Annotated in this window: 21 protein-coding genes and 1 tRNA gene; 18 read left to right on the forward strand and 4 right to left on the reverse strand. The window is 72.4% G+C overall.

The annotated features are described in order from the left end of the window. Nucleotides 1–53: 53 nt before the first annotated feature. Nucleotides 54–920: an NAD(+) diphosphatase gene (nudC, locus tag AB0F61_RS01730; RefSeq protein WP_357802216.1), complete on the reverse strand. Its 867-nt coding sequence runs from the start codon at nt 918–920 to the stop codon at nt 54–56. Continuing rightward, nucleotides 917–1,612 (reverse strand): hypothetical protein, encoded by a 696-nt coding sequence (locus AB0F61_RS01735; RefSeq protein WP_357802219.1) that lies wholly within the window; start codon nt 1,610–1,612, stop codon nt 917–919. Before AB0F61_RS01735 ends, nudC begins: the two co-directional genes overlap by 4 nt. Before the next feature lie 213 nt (nt 1,613–1,825). Here AB0F61_RS01735 and eno point away from each other — a divergent pair, with 213 nt between their 5' ends. From eno to AB0F61_RS01755, 4 genes are read left to right on the forward strand one after another with little or no spacing between them, the layout of a single operon-like run. Beyond that, nucleotides 1,826–3,109 carry a phosphopyruvate hydratase gene (gene eno / locus AB0F61_RS01740; RefSeq protein WP_184181511.1) on the forward strand — a complete coding sequence of 428 codons (1,284 nt, stop codon included), beginning with the start codon at nt 1,826–1,828 and terminating at the stop codon, nt 3,107–3,109. A 31-nt stretch (nt 3,110–3,140) separates the two neighbouring features. Beyond that, nucleotides 3,141–3,782, forward strand: a complete 642-nt coding sequence (locus AB0F61_RS01745) for a septum formation initiator family protein (protein WP_357802727.1) — start codon at nt 3,141–3,143, stop codon at nt 3,780–3,782. Nucleotides 3,783–3,816: 34 nt separating this feature from the next. After that, a complete protein-coding gene (locus AB0F61_RS01750) occupies nt 3,817–4,374 on the forward strand; it encodes a DUF501 domain-containing protein (RefSeq protein WP_357802223.1) in 558 nt (185 codons plus the stop codon). Next, nucleotides 4,371–4,907: an amino-acid N-acetyltransferase gene (locus AB0F61_RS01755; RefSeq protein WP_357802225.1), complete on the forward strand. Its 537-nt coding sequence runs from the start codon at nt 4,371–4,373 to the stop codon at nt 4,905–4,907. Before AB0F61_RS01750 ends, AB0F61_RS01755 begins: the two co-directional genes overlap by 4 nt. Here the strand turns inward: AB0F61_RS01755 and AB0F61_RS01760 are convergent, their stop codons facing one another. After that, on the reverse strand, nt 4,908–5,780 hold the full coding sequence (locus AB0F61_RS01760) for a PHB depolymerase family esterase (protein ID WP_357802729.1): 873 nt from the start codon (nt 5,778–5,780) through the stop codon (nt 4,908–4,910). A 106-nt stretch (nt 5,781–5,886) separates the two neighbouring features. Between AB0F61_RS01760 and AB0F61_RS01765 the strand changes: the two genes are divergently transcribed. The 13 genes from AB0F61_RS01765 (at nt 5,887) to AB0F61_RS01825 (ending at nt 17,956) form a co-directional block, all read left to right on the forward strand. Next, nucleotides 5,887–6,924, forward strand: coding sequence for a helix-turn-helix transcriptional regulator (locus tag AB0F61_RS01765; RefSeq protein ID WP_357802227.1), 1,038 nt, complete (start codon nt 5,887–5,889; stop codon nt 6,922–6,924). Between the two features lie 22 nt (nt 6,925–6,946). After that, nucleotides 6,947–7,888: a Ppx/GppA phosphatase family protein gene (locus AB0F61_RS01770; protein WP_357802731.1), complete on the forward strand. Its 942-nt coding sequence runs from the start codon at nt 6,947–6,949 to the stop codon at nt 7,886–7,888. A gap of 408 nt (nt 7,889–8,296) precedes the next feature. Further along, complete coding sequence (locus tag AB0F61_RS01775) at nt 8,297–8,629, forward strand: PadR family transcriptional regulator (RefSeq protein ID WP_357802229.1); 333 nt, start codon at nt 8,297–8,299, stop codon at nt 8,627–8,629. Continuing rightward, a complete protein-coding gene (locus AB0F61_RS01780; protein ID WP_357802232.1) occupies nt 8,626–9,648 on the forward strand; it encodes a hypothetical protein in 1,023 nt (340 codons plus the stop codon). The genes AB0F61_RS01775 and AB0F61_RS01780 overlap by 4 nt, the downstream gene beginning before the upstream one ends. 130 nt (nt 9,649–9,778) lie before the next feature. Then, on the forward strand, nt 9,779–10,495 hold the full coding sequence (locus AB0F61_RS01785; protein ID WP_357802234.1) for a hypothetical protein: 717 nt from the start codon (nt 9,779–9,781) through the stop codon (nt 10,493–10,495). Nucleotides 10,496–10,693: 198 nt separating this feature from the next. Further along, complete coding sequence (locus AB0F61_RS01790) at nt 10,694–11,380, forward strand: dienelactone hydrolase family protein (RefSeq protein WP_357802236.1); 687 nt, start codon at nt 10,694–10,696, stop codon at nt 11,378–11,380. Nucleotides 11,381–11,399: 19 nt separating this feature from the next. After that, a complete protein-coding gene (locus tag AB0F61_RS01795) occupies nt 11,400–12,113 on the forward strand; it encodes a uracil-DNA glycosylase (RefSeq protein ID WP_357802733.1) in 714 nt (237 codons plus the stop codon). 21 nt (nt 12,114–12,134) lie between these two features. After that, entirely contained in the window at nt 12,135–12,917 is a 783-nt protein-coding gene (locus AB0F61_RS01800) for a DUF4129 domain-containing protein (protein WP_357802239.1), read from the forward strand. Then, nucleotides 12,914–13,498 carry a hypothetical protein gene (locus AB0F61_RS01805; protein ID WP_357802242.1) on the forward strand — a complete coding sequence of 195 codons (585 nt, stop codon included), beginning with the start codon at nt 12,914–12,916 and terminating at the stop codon, nt 13,496–13,498. Before AB0F61_RS01800 ends, AB0F61_RS01805 begins: the two co-directional genes overlap by 4 nt. Further along, nucleotides 13,498–14,505: a MoxR family ATPase gene (locus tag AB0F61_RS01810; protein ID WP_357802244.1), complete on the forward strand. Its 1,008-nt coding sequence runs from the start codon at nt 13,498–13,500 to the stop codon at nt 14,503–14,505. The genes AB0F61_RS01805 and AB0F61_RS01810 overlap by 1 nt, the downstream gene beginning before the upstream one ends. Next, a complete protein-coding gene (locus AB0F61_RS01815) occupies nt 14,505–15,962 on the forward strand; it encodes a DUF58 domain-containing protein (protein WP_357802247.1) in 1,458 nt (485 codons plus the stop codon). The genes AB0F61_RS01810 and AB0F61_RS01815 overlap by 1 nt, the downstream gene beginning before the upstream one ends. Next, nucleotides 15,959–16,522 carry a hypothetical protein gene (locus AB0F61_RS01820; protein WP_357802250.1) on the forward strand — a complete coding sequence of 188 codons (564 nt, stop codon included), beginning with the start codon at nt 15,959–15,961 and terminating at the stop codon, nt 16,520–16,522. The genes AB0F61_RS01815 and AB0F61_RS01820 overlap by 4 nt, the downstream gene beginning before the upstream one ends. A gap of 102 nt (nt 16,523–16,624) precedes the next feature. After that, nucleotides 16,625–17,956 (forward strand): NAD(P)/FAD-dependent oxidoreductase, encoded by a 1,332-nt coding sequence (locus tag AB0F61_RS01825; RefSeq protein ID WP_357802253.1) that lies wholly within the window; start codon nt 16,625–16,627, stop codon nt 17,954–17,956. Nucleotides 17,957–18,041: 85 nt separating this feature from the next. On the opposite strand, the gene AB0F61_RS01830 is transcribed toward AB0F61_RS01825, so the two are convergent. Further along, nucleotides 18,042–19,901 carry a hypothetical protein gene (locus tag AB0F61_RS01830; protein WP_357802256.1) on the reverse strand — a complete coding sequence of 620 codons (1,860 nt, stop codon included), beginning with the start codon at nt 19,899–19,901 and terminating at the stop codon, nt 18,042–18,044. 101 nt (nt 19,902–20,002) lie between these two features. On the opposite strand from AB0F61_RS01830, the gene AB0F61_RS01835 reads away from it, so the two are divergent. After that, nucleotides 20,003–20,083: transfer RNA gene (locus AB0F61_RS01835), tRNA-Leu, on the forward strand. The last annotated feature ends 79 nt before the right edge of the window (nt 20,084–20,162 follow it).

Here is a 20,162-nt window from a genome sequence, read left to right on the forward strand (position 1 = left end):
CCTCCACGATGGACCGGCGTGGCCGCGCGGATCGCCGGGCCGCGCCGCCGCGGTCAGCGCCGCGCGGCGGTCACCGTCGCGTCGATCAGCCAGCGCGAGATGGAGTACGCGGGCGGTAGCTCCGCCGGCAGCGCATCCAGGCCGAACCAGCGGGCCTCGGTCAGCTCCCGCCCGTCGATCACCGGCTCGGCGTGCGGGTCGGCGGCGGTGGCGGTGAACCCGGCGAGCAGCACACCGGGGCCGGAGATGGCCCACGGCTGGCTGCCGAAGTAGGCCGGGCGGTCCACGGTCAGCCGGACCTCCTCGCCAACCTCGCGGTGCACCGCCGCCTCCAGCGTCTCGCCGGCCTCGACGAAGCCGGCGACCAGCGCCCACAGCCCGGTCGGCCCGGTCGCGTGCCGGACCAGCAGCAGCTCGTCGGCGCGACCGGCCGGACCGGGCCGGGTGATCGCCACCAGCACGGCGGCGGAAAGCTGCATCGGCACGTACAGGCCGCAGTCGGGGCATCGCCGGGCGGTCTCGTCGGGCAGGTCGGTCAGCTCGGCGCGGCAGGCGCCGCACCACCGGTGGGTACGCCGCCACGTCATCACCGCGAGCGCCCGCCCGGCGAGCGTGGCGTGTGGCTCTGGCACCTCGGCGGCGAGTGAGGCCCAGCCGCGCGCCCGGCCGGGCGGATCGTCGGCGGTGGACAACTCGGTGGCCCACGCGGGTGTTCCGTCGAGGGTGCCCAGCGGCACCCAGTCGGTGTCAGCGGGCAGGTCGCCCACCCGGAGTGGTCGGCCGTCGGCGCTTGTCACAAGCTTCGCGCCGGTCACCGGCAGGGCCAGGTCGCCGGGGGCGGGCGGCCGGCTCCGGTCGGCCCCCGGCCGGAACCCGCCGGGCGGCGCGGTGGATGAGGGCCCGGCTGCCGGATCGGTCACGAGCCGCCGGGGCGACGGTCCACGACACCGGCGCCGGCCGGCGGGTCGAACGCGCTCGTGTCGACGGTCGCGGAGTATCGGCTCAGCGCCAGGTCCACAGGTCTGCCGTCGACCGGGCCGGTGAAACTGCCGAGCACGCCCTCGGTGGTCACGCAGGCGGTGAAGTCGCCGGACGACGAATCCTGCACCTCGACACAGGCGGCGTGGTGCCCGGCGACCGTGGTGTCGCTCTGCTTGATCACCGCCTGCGGGTCGAGCGCGGCGGCGGTCAGCAGGCCGACCACCACGGGTGGCGTGACCAGGCCCTGCTTGTTGGCCTCGCCGAAGAGCGTCACGGTGGGCTTGCTGCCCGGGGTGGGCGGGGCGACAAGCGTGCACTGGGGGCGGGCGCCGGTGGTCGTACACCGGGTGACGGCCTCCGGGGTGACGGTGAGTCGCCCACCCGGGTAGGTGTACGCGGACCGGGCCGGATCCTGCGCCTGCACGATCGCGGCGCTCTGGCCGCCCGGGAGCTGGTAGTCGGCCGAGTAGGTCAGCTCCAGCGCCCGGTCGAGCCGGGCGGCGAGGTCGTTGACGAGTTCCGAGCGACCCATGGCGACTCCGGCGTCCTCGAATGTCTGACAGCCGGTGACCGTGAGCGACGCGATGACCGACACGGCGAGCATGCGGAGGGTGGTCGAGGCGGCGGGCATGACGACCAGCCTGGTGGATCTGGTCCGCGCAGCGCAAACCCGTTGCCGGTTGACGCCCGGAAATCCGGGAATGTCCGTCAACGCGGGGCGACTCGGGTGCGCGGGCGACGCCGTGCCCGTTCGCGCGGCCCGATACGCTGCGTTCAACACCTGCCTCAGCCGCACCGTCGCGGCCCACCCACGGACCGGATCACAACAACGAGGAGCGACTTAGTGGCAACCATCGAGGGAATCGTCGCCCGGGAGATTCTCGACTCGCGGGGCAACCCGACGGTCGAGGTCGAGGTCGGCCTGGACGACGGCACGGTCGCCCGCGCCGCCGTGCCCTCCGGCGCCTCCACCGGCGCCTTCGAGGCGATCGAGCTGCGCGACGGTGACGCCGACCGCTACCAGGGCAAGGGCGTGGAGAAGGCGGTCTCCAACGTCGAAGACAAGATCGTCGACCAGATCATCGGGTACGAGGCCAGCGAGCAGCGGCTGATCGACCAGAAGATGCTCGACATCGACGGCACCGACAGCAAGTCGGAGCTGGGCGCGAACGCCATCCTCGGGGTCTCCCTGGCGGTGGCGAAGGCCGCTGCCGGCAGCGCCGAGCTGAGCCTCTTCCGTTACCTGGGCGGCCCGAACGCGCACCTCCTGCCGGTGCCGATGATGAACATCCTCAACGGTGGCGCGCACGCCGACTCGAACGTCGACATCCAGGAGTTCATGGTCGCGCCGATCGGCGCCCCGACCTTCCGTGAGGCGCTGCGCTCGGGCGCGGAGGTCTACCACGCGCTGAAGTCGGTGCTGAAGAAGAAGGGCCTGTCGACCGGGCTCGGCGACGAGGGTGGCTTCGCGCCGAACCTGCCGACCAACGCGGCAGCCCTGGACCTGATCGCCGAGGCGGTCGAGAAGGCCGGTTACCGGCTCGGCACCGACATCGTGTTCGCGCTCGACGTGGCGGCCACCGAGTTCTTCGACAACGGCACCTACACCTTCGAGGGTGCCGCGAAGTCCGCCGAGGAGATGAGCAACTACTACACGAAGCTGGCCGGTGACTACCCGATCGTGTCGATCGAGGACCCGCTGGCCGAGGACGACTGGAGCGGCTGGCAGACGCTGACCGCCTCGATCGGTGACCGGGTGCAGATCGTCGGTGACGACCTGTTCGTGACCAACCCGCAGCGCATCGCCCGCGGTATCGCGGAGAAGTCCGCGAACGCGGTCCTGGTCAAGGTCAACCAGATCGGTTCGCTGACCGAGACCCTGGACGCGGTGGACCTGGCCCACCGGGCCGGTTTCAAGTGCATGATGAGCCACCGTTCCGGCGAGACCGAGGACACCACCATCGCCGACCTGGCGGTGGCCACCGGCTGCGGCCAGATCAAGACCGGCGCGCCGGCCCGCTCGGACCGCGTCGCGAAGTACAACCAGTTGCTCCGGATCGAGGAGGAGCTGGCCGACGCGGCGCGCTACGCCGGCGCTGGCGCGTTCCCGCGCTACCGTTCGGCCTGAGCGCACGAAGCCTCGGGGGAGGGGTGTGACGATGCAGCAGCGCCGCACACCGGGTGGTCAGCGTCCCGCCCGCCGGCCGGGTCAGTCCGGTCGGCCAGGTGGTGGCCGCGCCACGCGGGGATCGGTCCGTGAGGCGGGCGTACGCGCCGAGCCGCGCGGCACCGCTGGTCGGGCTCCGGGCGCGGCCCGGGGCGCCGAGGGCGTCCGCTCCGCGAATCGTCCGGCCGCCGCTCGGCGTACCGCCGCCGGTGGCGCCGTCAAGCGGCTCACCGCACCCCACCCCCGTCGCTTCACCGGTCGGGCCACCGTGCTGTTCGCGGTCCTGATCGCGCTCGCGCTGGCCTACACCTACCCGGTCCGGGTCTACCTGGACCAGCAGGCCGACATCGAGCGGATGGAGGCGGCCCAGGCGGTGCAGGAGGCGGAGATCGCCAAGCTCGCCGCCGAGGCCGCCAACTGGAAGGACCCGGCGTACATCAAGACGCAGGCGCGGGAGCGGTTCTTCATGGGCCCGCCGGGCGAGAAGATGATGGTGGTGCTGCACGACCCGGAGGGCGCCGCCCGGGACGCCGGGAAGTCGGCCGGTTCGGCCGCCCCGGCCGGGCCGTCGACCTGGTACGACACGCTCTGGTCGAGCGTGCAGGCGGCGGACAGCCAGCAGCCGGGCAAATGATCCACCGACCAGCACACCAGGAGAGATGGGCACCGTGACTGTCGTACCACCATCGGAGCCGGCGGCGGATTCCGTACCCCTGCCGCAGCGTGAGCCGGCCACCGAGGCGGACCTGGCCGCGGTGGCGGCGCAGCTCGGCCGGACGCCCCGGGGCACCCGGGCGGTGGCCCACCGCTGCCCGTGCGGGCTCCCGGACGTGGTGGAGACGACTCCCCGCCTGGCCGACGGCACGCCGTTCCCCACGCTCTACTACCTGACCTGCCCCCGTGCCACCGCGGCGTGCAGCCGGCTGGAGTCGGCGGGGCTGATGAAGGACATGGCGGACCGGCTGACGACGGATCCCGAGTTGGCCGCCCACTACCGTGCCGCGCACGAGGACTACCTGACCCGCCGGGAGGCGATCGGTGAGGTGCCGGAGATCGCCGGTATCTCGGCGGGTGGGATGCCGGGCCGGGTGAAGTGCCTGCACGTGCACCTGGGGCACGCGCTTGGCGCCGGCCCCGGGGTGAACCCGTTCGGCGACGAGACGTTGGAGCTGGTCGAGCGCTGGTGGGCGGCCGGCCCGTGCGTGGACGTCCCGGCGGGCGAATGAACGTTCAGGCCGAGTCGTCGGCACCCGAGAGTCAGATCCTGGTGCGGCGGGCCCGCACCGGGGACGTGCGCGGCATCCGGCGGCTGGTCGACACCTACACGAACGACCGGCGGCTGTTGAGCAAGGCGACAGTCACCCTCTACGAGCAGGTGCAGGAGTTCCGGGTGGCGGTCCGCCCCGACGACGGCGCGGTGGTGGGTTGCGGTGCGCTGCACGTCATGTGGGAGGACCTGGCCGAGATTCGTACGGTCGCGGTGGATCCGGTGTGTCGGGGTCGGCGGATCGGGCACCGGCTGGTGGGCGAGCTGATCGACGCGGCCCGGGAGTTGGGGGTGGCACGGATCTTCGTGCTGACCTTCGAGACGCGGTTCTTCGGCGCGTTCGGTTTCCAGGAGATCGACGGCGCGCCGGTGCCCCAACCGGTGTACGAGCAACTGCTGCGCTCGTACGACGAGGGTGTCGCGGAGTTCCTGGACCTGGAGCGGGTCAAGCCGAACACGCTTGGCAACACCCGGATGCTGCTGCGCCTGTAGTCAGGCCCTGCGGGGATGTGCCGCGAAGAAGTCCCACATCAGGTCGGTGGCCGACAGGCCCGCGGAGGAGGCGGCGAGCGAACCGGTCGTCGCCCCCGGCCAGCTGTGGCCCATGTCGGCGATCGTGTAGACGCTCACCTCGCTGCCGTCCGCGCAGCCGGCCACCGTGTGCGTCACGCCCGGCACCCCGGACGCCTTCGGGCTCGGCCGGCAGGTGAGCCGCTGCTGCCAGGTCTGGATGCCGGTTCGGAACGTCGAGGCGTACCGGTCCTGACCGCCGATGAAGGTGATCACGGAGACGGGGCTCTTCGGCACGTAACTAGCGGCGGTGGTCAGTTTTCCGCTGTACCCACCGCTCACCACTCCGATCGCGGCGAACCTGCCGGTGCTCTCCACCGCCGCCCGGAAACTCATGTCGCCGCCGTTGGAGATGCCGGTGAGGAAGACCCGGTTCGGGTCCGCGTGCCAGGTCTGCACCAGGTGGTCGGTGAGGGCGGTGAGGAAACCGACATCGTCAGCGCTGCCGCAGCAGACCAGCGCGTTGAAGCCGCCGGCCACCCCGTCGGGGTAGGCGACCAGCACGTTGTCCTTGTCGGCCCTGGCTTCCAGGCCGGCCAGCTCCCGGATGCCGGTGGCGCTTCCGGGATAGAAGTGCAGCGCGATGACCAGCGCGGGCGACCGGCTCGGGTCGTACCCGGGTGGCGCGTGCAGCAGGTAGGTGCGGTCGAGGCCGTTGTGGGTCAGGGTGAGGTCGTGGTCGCCCGCGGTCGGGGATTCGCTTGACGCGGAGGGCGGGGCCGGCGAGGGCCGCCCCCGCTCACCGCAGGCCGGAGCCACGACAATGAGGCAGAGCCCCGTCAACACCGCTACCATCCGCCGCACGTCGGCCACCCCCCGTAGACCCGCGGTCCACTCTGGATACGGCCCGCTGGTGGGTCAACCCTTTCGGCCCTGGGCGAAGGAGGGCAGGCTGTCCCTCATGCTTCGTCTCCACCTCGGGCCGGCGGACCTCTGCCGGGTGCGGTTCGCCGACCGGTTGCATCCGGTCGGCACCGCACTGCTGGCCGGTCAGTGGCTCCGGGACCCGACGGTTGCGGCGTTGGCGCCGGCACTTGCCGAGCGGGCGGCGGCAATCGAGAGCACGGGCACCGCGCAGGCCGCCACCGCGCTGCTGCGGCACCTGCTGCCGGCCCGGGGCCGCCTGCCGGATTTCGTCACCCCGCTGTCCGGCCGGGACTCGGTCGAGGCTGGGCTGGAGGCGATCCGGGCCACTCCGGCACGGCGGATCCGTGCCGAGGCCACCGCGGCGTACGCGCGGACCGCCGTCACCCCGCTGCGACGGCGGTTCGCGGCCGCTGACCCGGAGGTGTTGGACCTGTTCGGCGGGGCCGTCCGGACCTGGTTCGACGCGGTCCTGGCACCGCTCTGGCCCGACCTGACCTGCGCGTACCGCCAGCAGGTGACCTGTGCCAGCCAACGGCTGGCGCAACATGGCCTGGACGGCCTCCTCGCGGGGTTGCACCCGACGATCCGGTGGCGGGAGCCGGTGCTGGAGGTGCGGACGTGGTGGAGCGGAAATCTGCCCGGCACCGGTCACGGGCTGATCCTGCTGCCCTCCCCGTTGGCCGGACCCCGCCCCCGGGTGCTGGTTCAGCCCGGTCACCCGATCCTGCTCGTCTATCCGACGGTGCTGCCCACGCTCGGGGCCACCGCCGGGGGTGACTCCCTCGGCCGGCTGCTCGGCGTCACCCGGGCGCTGGTGCTGCGCCGGTTGGCGGCCGACGGCGCGCTGACCACGACAGTGCTGTCCCGGGCCGTCGGGATCAGTCTCTCCTCGGCCTCGGAGCACGCCACCGCGCTGCGGTCTGCCGGTCTGGTGGTCAGCGAGCGGGAGGGCGGGGCGGTTCGGCATCACCTGACCGCGCTCGGCGCGGAGTTGTCGAGAGGCTCGACCGGCGACTCGGCCGAGGGGTTGCCGCCCCACCAAGCCACGGGGCGCCCGCCCGTCCTGCCGTAAGGTTGCTGCCGTGACGACGCGTGTGGCGGCCATCGACTGCGGGACCAACTCGATCCGACTGCTGGTCGCCGACCTGCCCGAGGAGTCCACCGGGTCGCCGGCGCCGCTTGTCGACCTGACCCGGCGGATGGAGATCGTCCGGCTGGGTGAGGGTGTCGACCGCACCGGCCGGTTGTCGCCGGAGGCGATCGAACGAACCCGGGTGGCGCTGGCGTCGTACGCGGCGGACATCGAGAAGTTGGGCGCGGAGCGGGTGCGCATGTGCGCCACCTCGGCCTCCCGGGATGCCGCGAACGCCGACGACTTCACCGAGATGGTGCGGGGCACCCTGGGTGTCGCACCGGAGGTCGTCACCGGCGACGAGGAGGCCCGGCTGTCGTTCACCGGCGCGGTGCGCGGCCTGCCGACCGACGCGAAGGAGCCGTTCCTGGTCGTCGACATCGGCGGTGGTTCCACCGAGTTCGTGGTCGGTGACCGGGCCGCGGGGGTGCGTGCGGCGATCTCGGTGGACATCGGCTGTGTCCGGATGACCGAGCGGCACCTGCCCGGCGACCCGCCGACGCCCGAGCAGGTCGCGGCGGCGGAGTCCGACATCGCGGCCGCCGTGGATCGGGCGCTCGCCGTGGTGCCCGGCCGCGAGGCGGCCACCCTGGTCGGCCTCGCCGGGTCGGTCACCACAGTGGTCGCCATCGCGCAGGGCCTGCGGGAGTACGACCCGGAGCGCATCCACCACGCCCGGGTGTCGTACGAGGCGGTCGCCCAGGTGACGGCGGACCTGCTGGGCCAGACCCGTGAGCAGCGGTTGGCGATCCCGGTGATGCACCCGGGCCGGGCCGATGTGATCGGCGCTGGTGCGCTGGTGCTCCGCGTGATCATGGAACGGGCCGGGATGCCGTCGGTGGTCGCCTCGGAGCACGACATTCTCGACGGCATCGCCTGGAGTCTCCAGCCCGCAACCCGCTGACCGGTTGATCGACTCGGTTTCCGTGAAGTCGGGGTGTCCGGGCAGCGCGGATGGCCCGGCTAGGCGTTGATCGACTGGGCTTCCGTGAAGTCGGGGTGTCCGGGCAGCGCGGATGGCCCGGCTTCCTGAAGACCGAGTCGATCTCGTCCGTCCCGGTCCGACCGGGTTCCGCGTCAGTCCGTCGTCAGGTCAGGCCGGTGCCGCCGTATTCGCGCCGGGCGGTTGATCGACTCGTTATTCGTGTAGGCGGGGTGTCCGGGTCGTGGTGACAGCCCGTTGTTCAGGAACCCGAGTGGATCACGGGCGCGCATGCTCCTCGTCGGCGTCGGCGTCGGCGTCGGCGTCGGCGTCGGCGTGTCGGGGCGAAAGCGTTGACGCTACTTCGCATTGCGCAGTAGTGTGCATTGCGTGGACACCACACAGTTGCTGAAGGGCGTGCTCGACATGGCCGTCCTGGCCGTCCTCCGGGAGGAGGACGGCTACGGTTACGACATCCTGCGCCGGTTACGCGAGGCCGGCCTGGAGGAGGTCGGCGACGCCTCGGTCTACGGGACGCTGCGCCGCCTCTTCGCCGCCGGTCTGCTCACCACGTACGTCGTGCCGAGCGAATCCGGGCCGCACCGCAAGTACTACTCACTCAACGCCGCGGGGCGTGATCAGTTGACCCGCTCCGGCAAGCTCTGGCGCTCGTTCGCCACCACCATGGACAGTCTGCTCGACGATCGGGGGGTGGCGGCATGACCGTCGCGGAGCAGGAGATCACCGACTATGTGGCGCGGGTCCGGGCCGCTCTGGCCGACCTGCCGTCCACGCAACGCGACGAGCTGATCGAGGATCTCGCCGACCACCTCACCGAGGTGGCCGCCGAGGCCGAGGGCACCCTCGTCGAGCGGCTGGGCGAGCCCGAGACGTACGCGGCCGAGCTGCGCGCCGCGGCCGGCGCCGCCCCGGGCAGCGGGCGCAACCTCGACCAGCGGGTCGCGACCGCGATGGTCCGGCTGCGCGGCCGGCTGAGCGCGGTCGACACCCGGCTCGGCCCACCCCTGGGGTACGCGAACGCCAGCGACTTCCTCCGCCTGCTGCGCCCGGCCTGGTGGGTGCTGCGCGGCTATCTGGCGGCGATGCTGCTCACCGCGATCAGCACCGGCGGTGACTCCTACGGCCTGTTGCCCCGATTTGGTGGCGAGATGCTCGCCGGCATGGTCATGCTTGTCGGTCTCGTGCTCGCCTCGATCTGGCTCGGTCGCCGTTCCGCCCAGCTGACCCGCTGGCCGCGTTCGGTGCTCCAGGTCGGCAGCGCGGTGCTTGTGGTCTTCGCGCTCTCCGCCCTGGTCAATCTCGAGGGCCGGCTCGACCGCGGCTACTACTACGACCAGACCGCTGTCGACAGCCAGTACAGCCAGGTCCGGGACGTCTTCGTCTACGACAGTGAGGGCCGGCTGGTGGAGAACGCCCGGCTCTTCGACCAGGACGGCAACCCGATCCGCCTGGGCTACCCGGACTGCGAAGGCCGAGTCGACGAGTACGGCAACCCACTGCTGCGGCCGTACCCGTACTGCGTGGGCCGGGCGCCCTTCGGCCCTCGAGGTCCGGCCGGGTACGACCCGACCGGTACGCCGGCCGCGCCGAGCACGCCGCCAGCGGAGCCGACCAGCACGGCGACGGCCGGGCCGACCAGCACGCCGACGTCGAGCGGAACGACGACCGGCGAGCCCTCGGCGAAGCCGACCGTGACACCGAACCCCACCCCGACGAGCTGAGGCACGCTGTGAATTGGATCATGTGGACGAGCCTGGGAAATAACTGAACGGACGAGGCGAGCGGGACGACACCGGAAATCAATGATCGTTACGGTGTCGTCTGCTCATCAACCCCTCGGAAGGAACCCCCGTGCCAGAGCAGGTCGCATCGCCCCCCGCGTCCGACGCCGCACCCGCTGAGCCGGCCGTCGAGACGCCGCAGCCGACCGAGCCGCAGGCGGCGGTGTCACGTCCGGCCGGGCCGGAGTCGACCGAGCCGCAGTCAGTCGAGTCGCGTCCGGCCGAGCCGCAGTCGGCGGGGTCGCAGTCGGCCGAGTCGCAGTCGGCCGCGCCGAAGTCGGAGTCGGGCGAGCCGGAGTCGGCCGCGCCGAAGTCGGAGTCGGAGTCGGGCGAGCCGGAGTCGGAGTCGGCCGAGTCGCGTCCGGCAGACCCGGAGTCGGCCGAGCCGGAGGTGAAGAAGTCCGGTGCGACGAAGGTCCTCGGCATCGTCGGCGCGATCCTCGCGGTCGTCGTCGTCGCTGGCCTGAAGTTCGGTGTCGTCTCGGCGATCGGCAACGTCGTCAACAAGGACGAGACGGCTGCCGCCAAGGCCGGCGACTGCATCGCCAAGCTGCCCGAGGTCAGCGGCACCAAGCAGGAGAAGGTCACGGACGCCAAGATCGTCGAGTGCACCTCGACCGAGGCGGCGTACAACGTGGTTGGTCGGGTCGACGGCCAGACCGAGGCCCAGGCCCAGGCCAGCACCGCCTGCGAGCAGTACTTCAAGCCGGACCAGGAGGGGTACATCTACTCAAGCATCATGCCCGGCAAGACGGGTTATGTGCTCTGCCTGACCAAGAAGGCCTGACCACAGCGGTAGACCAGCGTCGACGGCGGCGGGAGCTTACCCCGCCGCCGTCGGCGTACCCGACATCACCGTCGGGCGAACGGGAGGTGAATGCCACTGTTCCGGCGTCTTCCCGGCAGCGGCGCGGCATGGCAGGCTTTCCGCACTAGGACCACTGGGCGACCAGCCAACGATGACTGACCGCTAGGAGGACGGCCCATGGGCGAAATGGTGACCTACCGCAGCAACGGGGGTACGAGCGAGGGGTATCTCGCGATACCCGCCAGTGGCATGGCCAGCCCCGCCGTCATCGTCATCCAGGAGTGGTGGGGCCTGGTCCCGCACATCCGGTCGGTCACGGAACGGTTCGCCGAGGCCGGCTTCGTCGCTCTCGCCCCGGACTTCTACCACGGTGAGACGACAAGCGAGCCGGACGAGGCGCAGCGGCTGCTGATGGCGATGCGGATGGACGAGGCGGCGAAGGACATCGCCGGCGCTGCCGACTATCTCGCCGGGCGGCCTGAGGTCACCGGTAAGGTCGGTGCCGTGGGCTTCTGCGCCGGTGGCAGCCTCGCACTCTGGTCGGCCACCGTCTCCGAGCGGATCGTCGCGACCGCCGGTTTCTATCCGGTGCTGCCGTGGGAGTCGATGCGCCCCGACTGGGCCGACTACGCCGGCAAGGCCGCGGTCATCCACTGCTCCGAAGAGGTCGGCACCTCGGCCGCCGAGGGCGTACAGACCGCCCGCCGGGCCATCGAGGAGGCCGGCGGCGACTGCCACCTCTACGACTACCCGGGCACCTCGCACGCCTTCTTCAACGACGACCGGCCGGAGGCGTTCGACCAGCGCGCCGCCGCCAGCGCCTGGGCCCGCACCCTGGAACTCTTCCGGGCCAAGCTTGGCTGAGTCCCGTACCCCGGAGCAGGTGGTCGCCCGCGCGGCGCGGGCGACCGACCTGGCCGACCTGGACGCGGCGGTGAGCGACTGTTTCGCCTGCCCCCGGCTGGTCCGGTGGCGAGAAGAGGTCGCTCGCACCCGCCGGGCTGCCTTCCGGGACCAGGAGTACTGGGGCCGGCCGGTGCCGGGCTTCGGCACCGGCGACGCCCGGATCGCCATTCTCGGGCTGGCGCCCGCCGCGCACGGCGGCAACCGCACGGGCCGGATCTTCACCGGTGACCGGTCCGGTGACGTGTTGTTCGCCGCGCTGCACCGGGCCGGGCTTGCCAACCAGCCGACAAGCGTCGCCGCCGACGACGGGCTCGCCCTGCGGGATCTGCGGATCTTCTCGGCCGTCAGGTGTGCGCCTCCGGACAACAAGCCGACCCCGCAGGAACGGGACACCTGCGCGCCCTGGCTGCACCGCGAGGTCACGCTGATCCAGCCCACGCTGCGTGTCGTCGTCGCGCTCGGCGCTTTCGCCTGGGCCTCGTGGTGGCCGGTGCTGCGCCAGGTGTACGGGCAGCGCCCGCCCAGCCCGCGACCGGCGTTCGGTCATGGGGCACACTGGTCCGGCACAGGCGCTCCGGACGTGCTCGGCTGCTACCACGTCAGCCAGCAGAACACCTTCACCGGGCGGCTGACACCAGAGATGCTGGACGACGTCTTCGGCCAGGCCAAGCGGCTGGCCGGGGTGGACTGAGACACGCGTGGGGTGGTGGCGATGACAGACGGAACACGCCCACCCACTCCGTCGCAGGCCGCCGAGCCGGGGGTGTTGCGCCCGGCGCTCGGCCTGCTTCGCCGGTGGTGGCCGGTCGCCGCGGTCGCCGCACTGCTCGCCGGTGCCGCGCTGACGTCCGCGCACTCGTCGATCGGGGCCAGCCGGATCCCGCCGGCCGCGGAGAACGTCCCGTGGGTGCCCGAGTACCCGACCGCCGAGCCGTCGCCGTCCATTCCGGTCGAGCCGCGCACCGCCGGTGAGGCCACCCAGGCGCACATACCGCAGTGGATCGCCACCGTGGCAATGGTTCTACTCGGGTTGGCCATCCTCGCCGCCCTCGGTTACCTGTCCTGGATCCTGATCCGGGGCGCACTGCGCCGCACCTCCCGGGCACTGCCGGCGCAGCGGTCCCGGCGTACCGCCGAGGGCACCGCCCGGGACGTGGTCGCCGCCCTCGACGCCGGCCTGGTGGAGCTGGACGACCGGGACACCGACCCCCGGGTGGCGGTGATCGCCTGCTGGGTGCGCCTGGAGGAGGCCGCCGCCGCGGCCGGCGTGCCACGGCTCACCGGAGACACCCCCACCGACCTGGTCAGCCGGCTGCTCCAGGGTGACCCGGCGGCCGGCGTGCCGGCGATCGTCAGCACCGACGTGCTTGCCGAGTTCGCGCACGTCTACCGGGAGGCCCGCTACGCCACGCGCCCGGTCGACGAACGCACCCGCGACCAGGCCCGCGCCGCACTTCGTCGACTGCGTGGAGAACTCACGGCGGTGACCTCATGAGCAGCACCAGCATCGACGACCTGCTCGCGTTCGAGGAGGAGGCGGCGCCCAGAGGCCCAGAGGCGCCCCGCTCCCGCACCGGCCCGGTGGTGCGCGCCCTCGCCTGGGCCGCCGCGGTCGTCGCGGTGCTGCTCGTCGGCCTCCGCGCGGTTGGCCTCCAGGTCTCGCTGCCCGTACTCATCGCCGGGGTGCTCGCCGTGCTGGCGGTCCGCCGGGTCACCGCCCTGCTCGCGCCGCCACCCCCGCTGCCGGCGGGTGGCCGGGGCGGGACGGGCGAGGAGGACGGCAGCTACAACTGGGGTGCCCGGGACGCGTTGCGCACCGCGATCAATCGCTGGGAATGGCCGCTGGACTGGTCCACGACCCGACCCGAACGTTTCACCGGGGTCGTCCTGCCCCGGATCGGTGAACTGGCCGACGAGCGGATGCGCCTGAAGCACGGCGTCACCCGCGAGTCGGATCCGGCCCGCGCCCGTGTCCTGCTGGGTGACCGGCTGTGGACGTTCCTGGAGACCCCGCCTCGCCGCACCCCGTCGCCACGCGACCTCGCGGTGATCGTCGCCGAACTGGAGAAGATCTGATGAACGACGTGGACCGGAGCATTGCCCCCGCCGAGGTCGGCCACCTGGCTCGGGCGGTCCTGGACGCGGTCGGCACCGTCGTGGTCGGCAAGCGGGACGCGTTGGAGCTGGTCCTCGCCGGCATCCTGGCGGGCGGTCACGTGCTGCTCGAAGACCTGCCGGGGCTGGGCAAGACGCTCACCGCCCGCTCGTTCGCCCAGGCGCTGGGTCTGGACTTCCGCCGGTTGCAGTTCACCCCGGACCTGCTCCCCGCCGACGTCACCGGCTCGTTCCTCTACGACCAGCGCAACGGCGACTTCACCTTCCGCGCCGGGCCGGTCTTCACCAACCTGCTGCTCGCCGACGAGATCAACCGGACGCCGCCGAAGACGCAGTCGGCGCTGCTCGAGGCGATGCAGGAGAAGCAGGTTTCGGTGGAGGGGGTGACCTACAAGCTGGACGAGCCGTTCCACGTGCTGGCCACCGCCAACCCGATCGAGTACGAGGGCACGTACCCGCTGCCCGAGGCCCAGTTGGACCGGTTCCTGCTGCGGGTCTCCTTCGGTTACCCGCAGCACGAGGAGGAGTGGGAGGTGCTGCGCCGCCGGATGAGCCGCCGCCGCGAGGAGGCGGACATCAAGGCGGTCGTCGACGCGGCAACGCTGCGGGCCATGCAGGCCGCCCTGGAGGACGTGGTGGTGGAGGACTCCATCGGCCGCTACATCGTCTCGCTCACCGCTGCCACCCGGGAGCACCCGTCGGTGCTGGTCGGCGCCTCCCCTCGTGGTTCGTTGGCGCTGCTGCTGCTGGCCCGGGTCCGTGCGGTGTTCGGCGGACGGGACTACGTGGTGCCGGAGGACGTCAAGGACGTGGCCGCTCCCGCCCTGGCCCACCGGATCACCCTGCGCCCGGAGATGTGGTTGCGCCGGGTCGACCCGGCGTTCGTGGTCGGCGAGGTGCTGGAGGCCACCCCCGCCCCGGCGAGTGGCGCGCTGCCCAGCTACGCCGCGGGCGGGCCTCGGCGCTGATGACCGGACCGACAGTGCCGATGGCCACCGAGCCGGAACCGGCTGCCGGCTGGGCACCCACCCGGGCGCTCGGCCGGGCGGTGCTGCTCGCCGGCCTGCTGCTGGTGGCGGGGGTGCTGCTGGGGCGGGTCGACCTGATCGTGCTGGCCGCCCCGTTCGCGCTGGGCACCGCGTACGCGCTGCGCCGGCGGCCCACGGCGCTGCCGCAGGTGTGGATCAGCGAAGGTGAGGACGGGCCGCTTGTCGAGGGCGGCGACGTGACGGCGGCGGTGAGCGTCGGCAATCCGGACACAGTGGACTACGACCTGGTGGTGGTGCGTTCCCGCGTGTCGCCGTGGCTGCGCATCGACCGGGCCGGTTTCGCCCTGGACGGGGCCGTGACCGACATGCCGCCGGCCGGCACGACGCCGACCGGCACGACGCCGACCGGCGGTGCGGCTCCGGCCGGCGGCAGGGGCCGTTCCATCGCCGACCGGCCGTTCGTGACGGCGGTGCCCACCGGGACGGTGGCGGACCTGGAGCTGGCCGGCCACGCCATGCGCTGGGGCCGGCATCCGGTGGGACCGGCCGGGGCCCGGGTCGCCACGGCGGGCGGCCTGCTGGTCTCCCGGGCGGTGCTCACCGAGCCGGTCCGGGTGCGGGTGTACCCGCGTACCGAGCCGTTCGAGGCCGTCGAGGCCATGCCCCGCGCCGCCGGGCTGGTCGGGGCGCACCACTCCCGCCGGCCCGGTGAGGGCGGCGAGCTGGCCGGGGTACGGATCTTCGCCCCGGGGGACCGGCTGCGCCGCATCGACTGGCGGGTGTCGTTGCGCGCCCGGCAGTTGCACGTGGCAGCCACGCTCTCCGACCGTGACGCGGAGGTGGTGGTGCTCCTCGACGTGCTCGCCGAGGCTGGCCGCTCCGGCGGGGTGGGCGGCGCCGCCTCGGTGCTGGACACCACCGTCCGGGCCACGGCCGCGATCGCCGAGCACTACCTGCACCGCGGCGACCGGGTCTCCCTGCTGGAGTACGGGCCGGCAGCTCGCCGGCTGCGTCCGGCCGCCGGGCGTCGGCAGTACCTGACCGTTCTGGAGTGGCTGCTCGACGTGCACGTGCACCCGTCCTCGCACGAGCCGTACGACCAGGTCTTCGGCCCGCAACTGCTCTCCTCGGACGCGCTTGTGGTGGTGTTGACTCCGCTGCTTGACGAACGGTCGGCGCAGATGCTCGCCCGGTTGGCCCGCGCCGGCCGGTTCGTGGTGGCCGTGGACACACTGCCGACCAACCTGACGGCCCCGAAGAACCAGGGCTGGGCCGAGGTGGCGTACCGGCTGTGGCGCCTGGATCGGGACGTCATGATCGGGCAGCTCCGGGAGCACGGCGTACCGGTGGTGCGCTGGGCCGGTGCCGGCAGTCTGGACCAGGTGTTGCGGGACGTGGCCCGGTTGGCGACGGCTCCGAGGGTTGGTGGCAGATGATCGACGCGGTGACCGGGCGGGTTCGGGCCGCCCAGCACGCGGTGGCCCGCATCAGCCTCGCCCCGCTGCTGGTTCGGGCGGGAATCTTCGTCGTCGTGTTCGCCGGGTTCGCCCTGGCCTTTCCCGCCGAGGTGCTTTCCGGTCGGCCGCTCCTCTTCCTGGGGGTCGCCGCGCTGTTTCCCGCGTTCGGTCCGCGCCGGGTCTGGGCGGTCTTCACGGCGTTGGTCACGGTCGGCGGTTGGCTGCTCGCCACCGACGGGTACGGCCGCCCGGTGGCCCTGTGGCGGCTGCTCGCCGTCGCCGCCCTGCTCTATCTGGCGCACACCCTCTGCGCGCTTGCCGCGCTGCTGCCCTACGACGCGGTGGTGGACCCCGCGCTGATCAGCCGGTGGTTGCTGCGGGCGGGCGGGGTCCTGCTGGGCACCGCGGTGCTGGGGGTGCTGTTGTTGCAGGCCGCGGGCCTGGGTGGCGACGCCGGATACCAGTGGGTGACGCTGCTGGGGCTCCTGTTGGCGGTGGGGACGGCGGCGTTGCTGGGCTGGCTGCTGCGACGGCGGTGACCGGTGCGACCGGAGGGTTACGCAGGTCACATGGGTTGTGCTCCGTCACAGATGGGGGCCGCGAGCGGCATTACCTGAGCAGGCCGGGGAAAGATAGACAACGTGAATCCGAAGCGGATCCTTGTGGTGGGTGCCGGGCACGTCGGTCTGTACGCGGCGCTGCGCCTGTCGAAGAAGCTCAGCCCCCGTGAGGCTGAGGTCATGGTGGTGGACCCCCAACCGCACATGACCTATCAGCCGTTCCTGCCCGAGGCCGCGGCGGGCAACATCTCCCCGCGGCACTCCGTGGTGCCGCTGCGTCGGGAGTTGCGGCGGTGCAAGATGGTGGCTGGCACGGTCACGCGCATCGAGCACGACCGCAAGGTCGCCACCGTTCAGCCGATCAGCGGCCCGGCCCGGGAGATCACGTACGACCACGTGGTCGTGGCCCCGGGGTCGGTTTCCCGCACCCTGCCGATCCCCGGCCTGCACGAGCAGGGCATCGGTTTCAAGACCATCGGCGAGGCGATCTACCTGCGCAACCACGTGCTGGACCGGCTCGACGTGGCGGCCGCCACGGCCGACGCGGACGTCCGCCGTTCGGCGCTGACCTTCACCTTCGTCGGCGGTGGGTACGCCGGCATTGAGGCGCTCGCCGAGATGGAGGACATGGCTCGCGACGCCCTGCGCTACTACCCGGAACTGAACCAGGACGAGGTTCGCTGGGTGCTCGTCGAGGCGACCCAGCGGGTGCTGCCCGAGGTCGACCGGGACATGGGCGCCTACACCGTCCAGCAGTTGATGAAGCGCAACATGGACATCCGGCTGGACACCCGGCTCGAGTCCTGCGTCGACGGGGTGGTCAAGCTCTCCGACGGTGACAGCTTCCGCTCCGACACGATCGTGTGGACGGCCGGCGTCAAGCCGTCTCCGATGCTCGACGCGACCGACTTCCCGCGGGACGACCGTCGGCGGATCACCTGCCTGCCGACGCTCCAGGTGGTCGACGGCGACCAGGTGGTCGAGGGTGCGTGGAGCGCCGGCGACTGCGCCGCCGTGCCGGACCTCACCAAGGAGCCGGGCAACTTCTGCTCGCCGAGCGCGCAGCACGCGGTGCGCCAGGCCGCCCGGATGGCCGACAACATCGTGGCCGTGATCCGGGGCCGCGAGCCGGTCAACTACAAGCACAAGCACGTCGGTAGCGTCGCGAGCCTCGGTCTGCACAAGGGCGTCGCCCAGGTGTACGGGATCAAGATGACCGGCTGGCCGGCGTGGGTCATGCACCGGACGTACCACATGAGCCGGATCCCGTCGTTCAACCGGAAGGTCCGGGTCGTGGTGGACTGGTCGTTGGCGTTCTTCCTCAAGCGTGAGGTGGTCGCCCTGGGGCAGTTGCACGACCCGCGCGAGGAGTTCGTCGAGGCGTCCCAGCCGGTGGGCGCGCCCCGCGTCTGACCCAGAGTCGCCGGAAAGGGCCCCTGCTTACCGTTTCGGTAGGGAGGGGCCTTTTCGGAGCTCGGCTCGGGTGCGGCGGTGGGGGTCAGACGCGCCAGATCCAGGCGTCGGCCACCCGGGTTGCCGGCCCGTAGAGCTGTTCCAGGGCGTTGCGCAGGCTTTCCGCGTGCGGCGCGTCGTCGGCCAGCGCCACGCACGAGGCGCCCCAGAAGTCCGCGTCCCGGGCGGCCTGCCGGCGCTGCTCGTCGCCGATGGCCGGTTGGTCACCGCGCCGGGCGACGTCCGCCAGCAGAGCGGAGGTGGGCTGCTTGAAGGTGCCCATCGCCGCGGTGCCGCCCCGCCCGTACGGGCCGATGAAGAATCCTTCGGGCAGGCTGAAGGCGGCGTTGGCGGCGGTGGCCCAGCGCATCGGCCCGGGTTCCTTGGGCGTGGGCAGCGGCACCGGAACCAACACCCCACCGGGTTGTACGCACTGCCGCCAGTGGCCGCCGGTGACGAACTCCGGCACGGCGGGCCGCCCGGTGGTCGGCAGGGGGGTCGGGAAGATCGGCAGCAGCGCCGCGCCGACGGCCAGTGGCACCAGCCGCCGGGCCCGACCGGTGTCGCGCAGAGCCCTGTCGACCGCCAGCACGAGCAGTGTCGCGACGATCGGCAGCAACGCCAGCGCGAACCGCATCGGCAACGCGCCGTCCACCACCGGTAGGCCGCCGATCAGCGCGTACGGGCCGGGAAGCGCGGTCCTGGTGCCACCGAGCACCACCTCGGGGCCGAGCGAGAGCGCACCCATCACGAGGCCCGCCACGACGCAGGCGAAGACCAGTCGACGTCGCCCGACCCAGATCGCGCAGGCCACTGTGACAAGCAGGAGGGGCCAGCCGAGGAAGGTGTTGTACTCGGCCGGACCGGTGGTCAGCCGGGCCGCCTGGTCGCTGCCGGCCACCGACAGCGGGGACACCGCCCACCAACTGCTCAGGTCGGCGGAGAAGTAGGCAGGGGTGAACATGCCGTCGGCCACCCCCTGCGGGCCGGCGAACTGGAACCACAGCGGGTAGCCGAGCACCAGCAGGGAGAGCCCGGCGGCGATCGCCAGCCCACCGGCGAAGCCGGGCAGCGCCCGCCGCGCCAGGTCCCGGTCCGCCACGGCGTAGCTGATCGCCATCACCAGCAGCGTGACGGCGGCGAGGAAGAGCACCTCCTCGCCGATGAAGACCTGCGCGCTCACCGCGCCGGCCAGCCCGGCCGCCGAGGTGGTCATCCGCCGGCGGTCCGGCCCGCCGGGTCGGGCCCGTCCGGTCTCGTCGGGCGTTGCCGGCCCGGGATCGGCCGCCCGCAGCAGCCGGACCACCAGCCAGACGATCACCGGCACCAGCCACTGGGCGGTCATGTGCAGGTGGCTGTTGGTCTGGGAGACCATGCCGGGGCCGAAGCCGCACAGCCCGGCGCCGAGCGCGGCAGCGAGCCGGCGGGCGCGCAGCGTCCGGTGCAACAGCAGGTACCAGGCCGCGGCGGTGCCGGCGAGGTTGGCGGCGGCGAGCAGCGCGAAGCTGACCGGTGCGCCCAGCAGCAGGGTGACCGGCGCGAAGACGATGCCGAGCGCGATGACCGTGGTGTTGGCCATCAGGTTGACGCCGTCGGGGGCGTTGAGCCGGTCGGTGAGCAGGTCGAAATCCCCGAGCAGCGCGCGGGCGTCGACCGCCAGGAACCATTCGTAGAGGGTCTGGTCCTCCGGGTTGAGCGCCAGGGTGCGGCCGGCCGGATCGGGCCACAGCCCGTGGGTGAGCCAGCCGGCGAGCACCACGAAGACCAGAGTGACGAGCAGATCCGCCCGGTGTCGGCGCACGGCGGCCAGCAGGCGGGCGACCCGAGGCCGGCGGTCGACCCGACCGGCGAGGCGGAAGGCCTGCTCAGGGGCGGCGTCGGGGGCCGTGGGGGCTGCGCTGCTCACGGGACCGACCCTAATGTGGCGGGCCCTGCTGGGTACGTCGGGTCGCCGCTAACCGGTTACGGTGACACTGCACCGCGCGTGTCGACGCGCCGGTGCCACCCGCCCGGGTGGTGGAACGGCAGACACGGCCGCCTTAAAAGCGGCTGCCGCAAGGCGTGCGGGTTCGACCCCCGCCCCGGGCACCCACCAGCTCGACACATTCTCATTCGTGATCACCAGGACTTGGCTGCGCCGTTTACTCTTGAAGGGCACGTTCACGTG

This window comes from Micromonospora sp. NPDC023888 (assembly GCF_040639415.1).
Taxonomy (GTDB): Bacteria; Actinomycetota; Actinomycetes; order Mycobacteriales; family Micromonosporaceae; genus Micromonospora.

Excerpts from the sequence above, each read along its gene's own strand:
- AB0F61_RS01790 (WP_357802236.1), top strand. The coding sequence starts at position 10,694 with ATGGGCGAAATGGTGACCTACCGCAGCAACGGGGGTACGAGCGAGGGG.
- AB0F61_RS01800 (WP_357802239.1), top strand. The coding sequence starts at position 12,135 with ATGACAGACGGAACACGCCCACCCACTCCGTCGCAGGCCGCCGAGCCG.
- AB0F61_RS01780 (WP_357802232.1), top strand. The coding sequence starts at position 8,626 with ATGACCGTCGCGGAGCAGGAGATCACCGACTATGTGGCGCGGGTCCGG.
- AB0F61_RS01745 (WP_357802727.1), top strand. The coding sequence starts at position 3,141 with ATGCAGCAGCGCCGCACACCGGGTGGTCAGCGTCCCGCCCGCCGGCCG.
- AB0F61_RS01765 (WP_357802227.1), top strand. The coding sequence starts at position 5,887 with ATGCTTCGTCTCCACCTCGGGCCGGCGGACCTCTGCCGGGTGCGGTTC.
- AB0F61_RS01820 (WP_357802250.1), top strand. The coding sequence starts at position 15,959 with ATGATCGACGCGGTGACCGGGCGGGTTCGGGCCGCCCAGCACGCGGTG.
- AB0F61_RS01735 (WP_357802219.1), bottom strand. The coding sequence starts at position 1,612 with ATGCCCGCCGCCTCGACCACCCTCCGCATGCTCGCCGTGTCGGTCATC.
- AB0F61_RS01815 (WP_357802247.1), top strand. The coding sequence starts at position 14,505 with ATGACCGGACCGACAGTGCCGATGGCCACCGAGCCGGAACCGGCTGCC.
- AB0F61_RS01810 (WP_357802244.1), top strand. The coding sequence starts at position 13,498 with ATGAACGACGTGGACCGGAGCATTGCCCCCGCCGAGGTCGGCCACCTG.
- AB0F61_RS01760 (WP_357802729.1), bottom strand. The coding sequence starts at position 5,780 with ATGGTAGCGGTGTTGACGGGGCTCTGCCTCATTGTCGTGGCTCCGGCC.
- AB0F61_RS01805 (WP_357802242.1), top strand. The coding sequence starts at position 12,914 with ATGAGCAGCACCAGCATCGACGACCTGCTCGCGTTCGAGGAGGAGGCG.
- AB0F61_RS01755 (WP_357802225.1), top strand. The coding sequence starts at position 4,371 with ATGAACGTTCAGGCCGAGTCGTCGGCACCCGAGAGTCAGATCCTGGTG.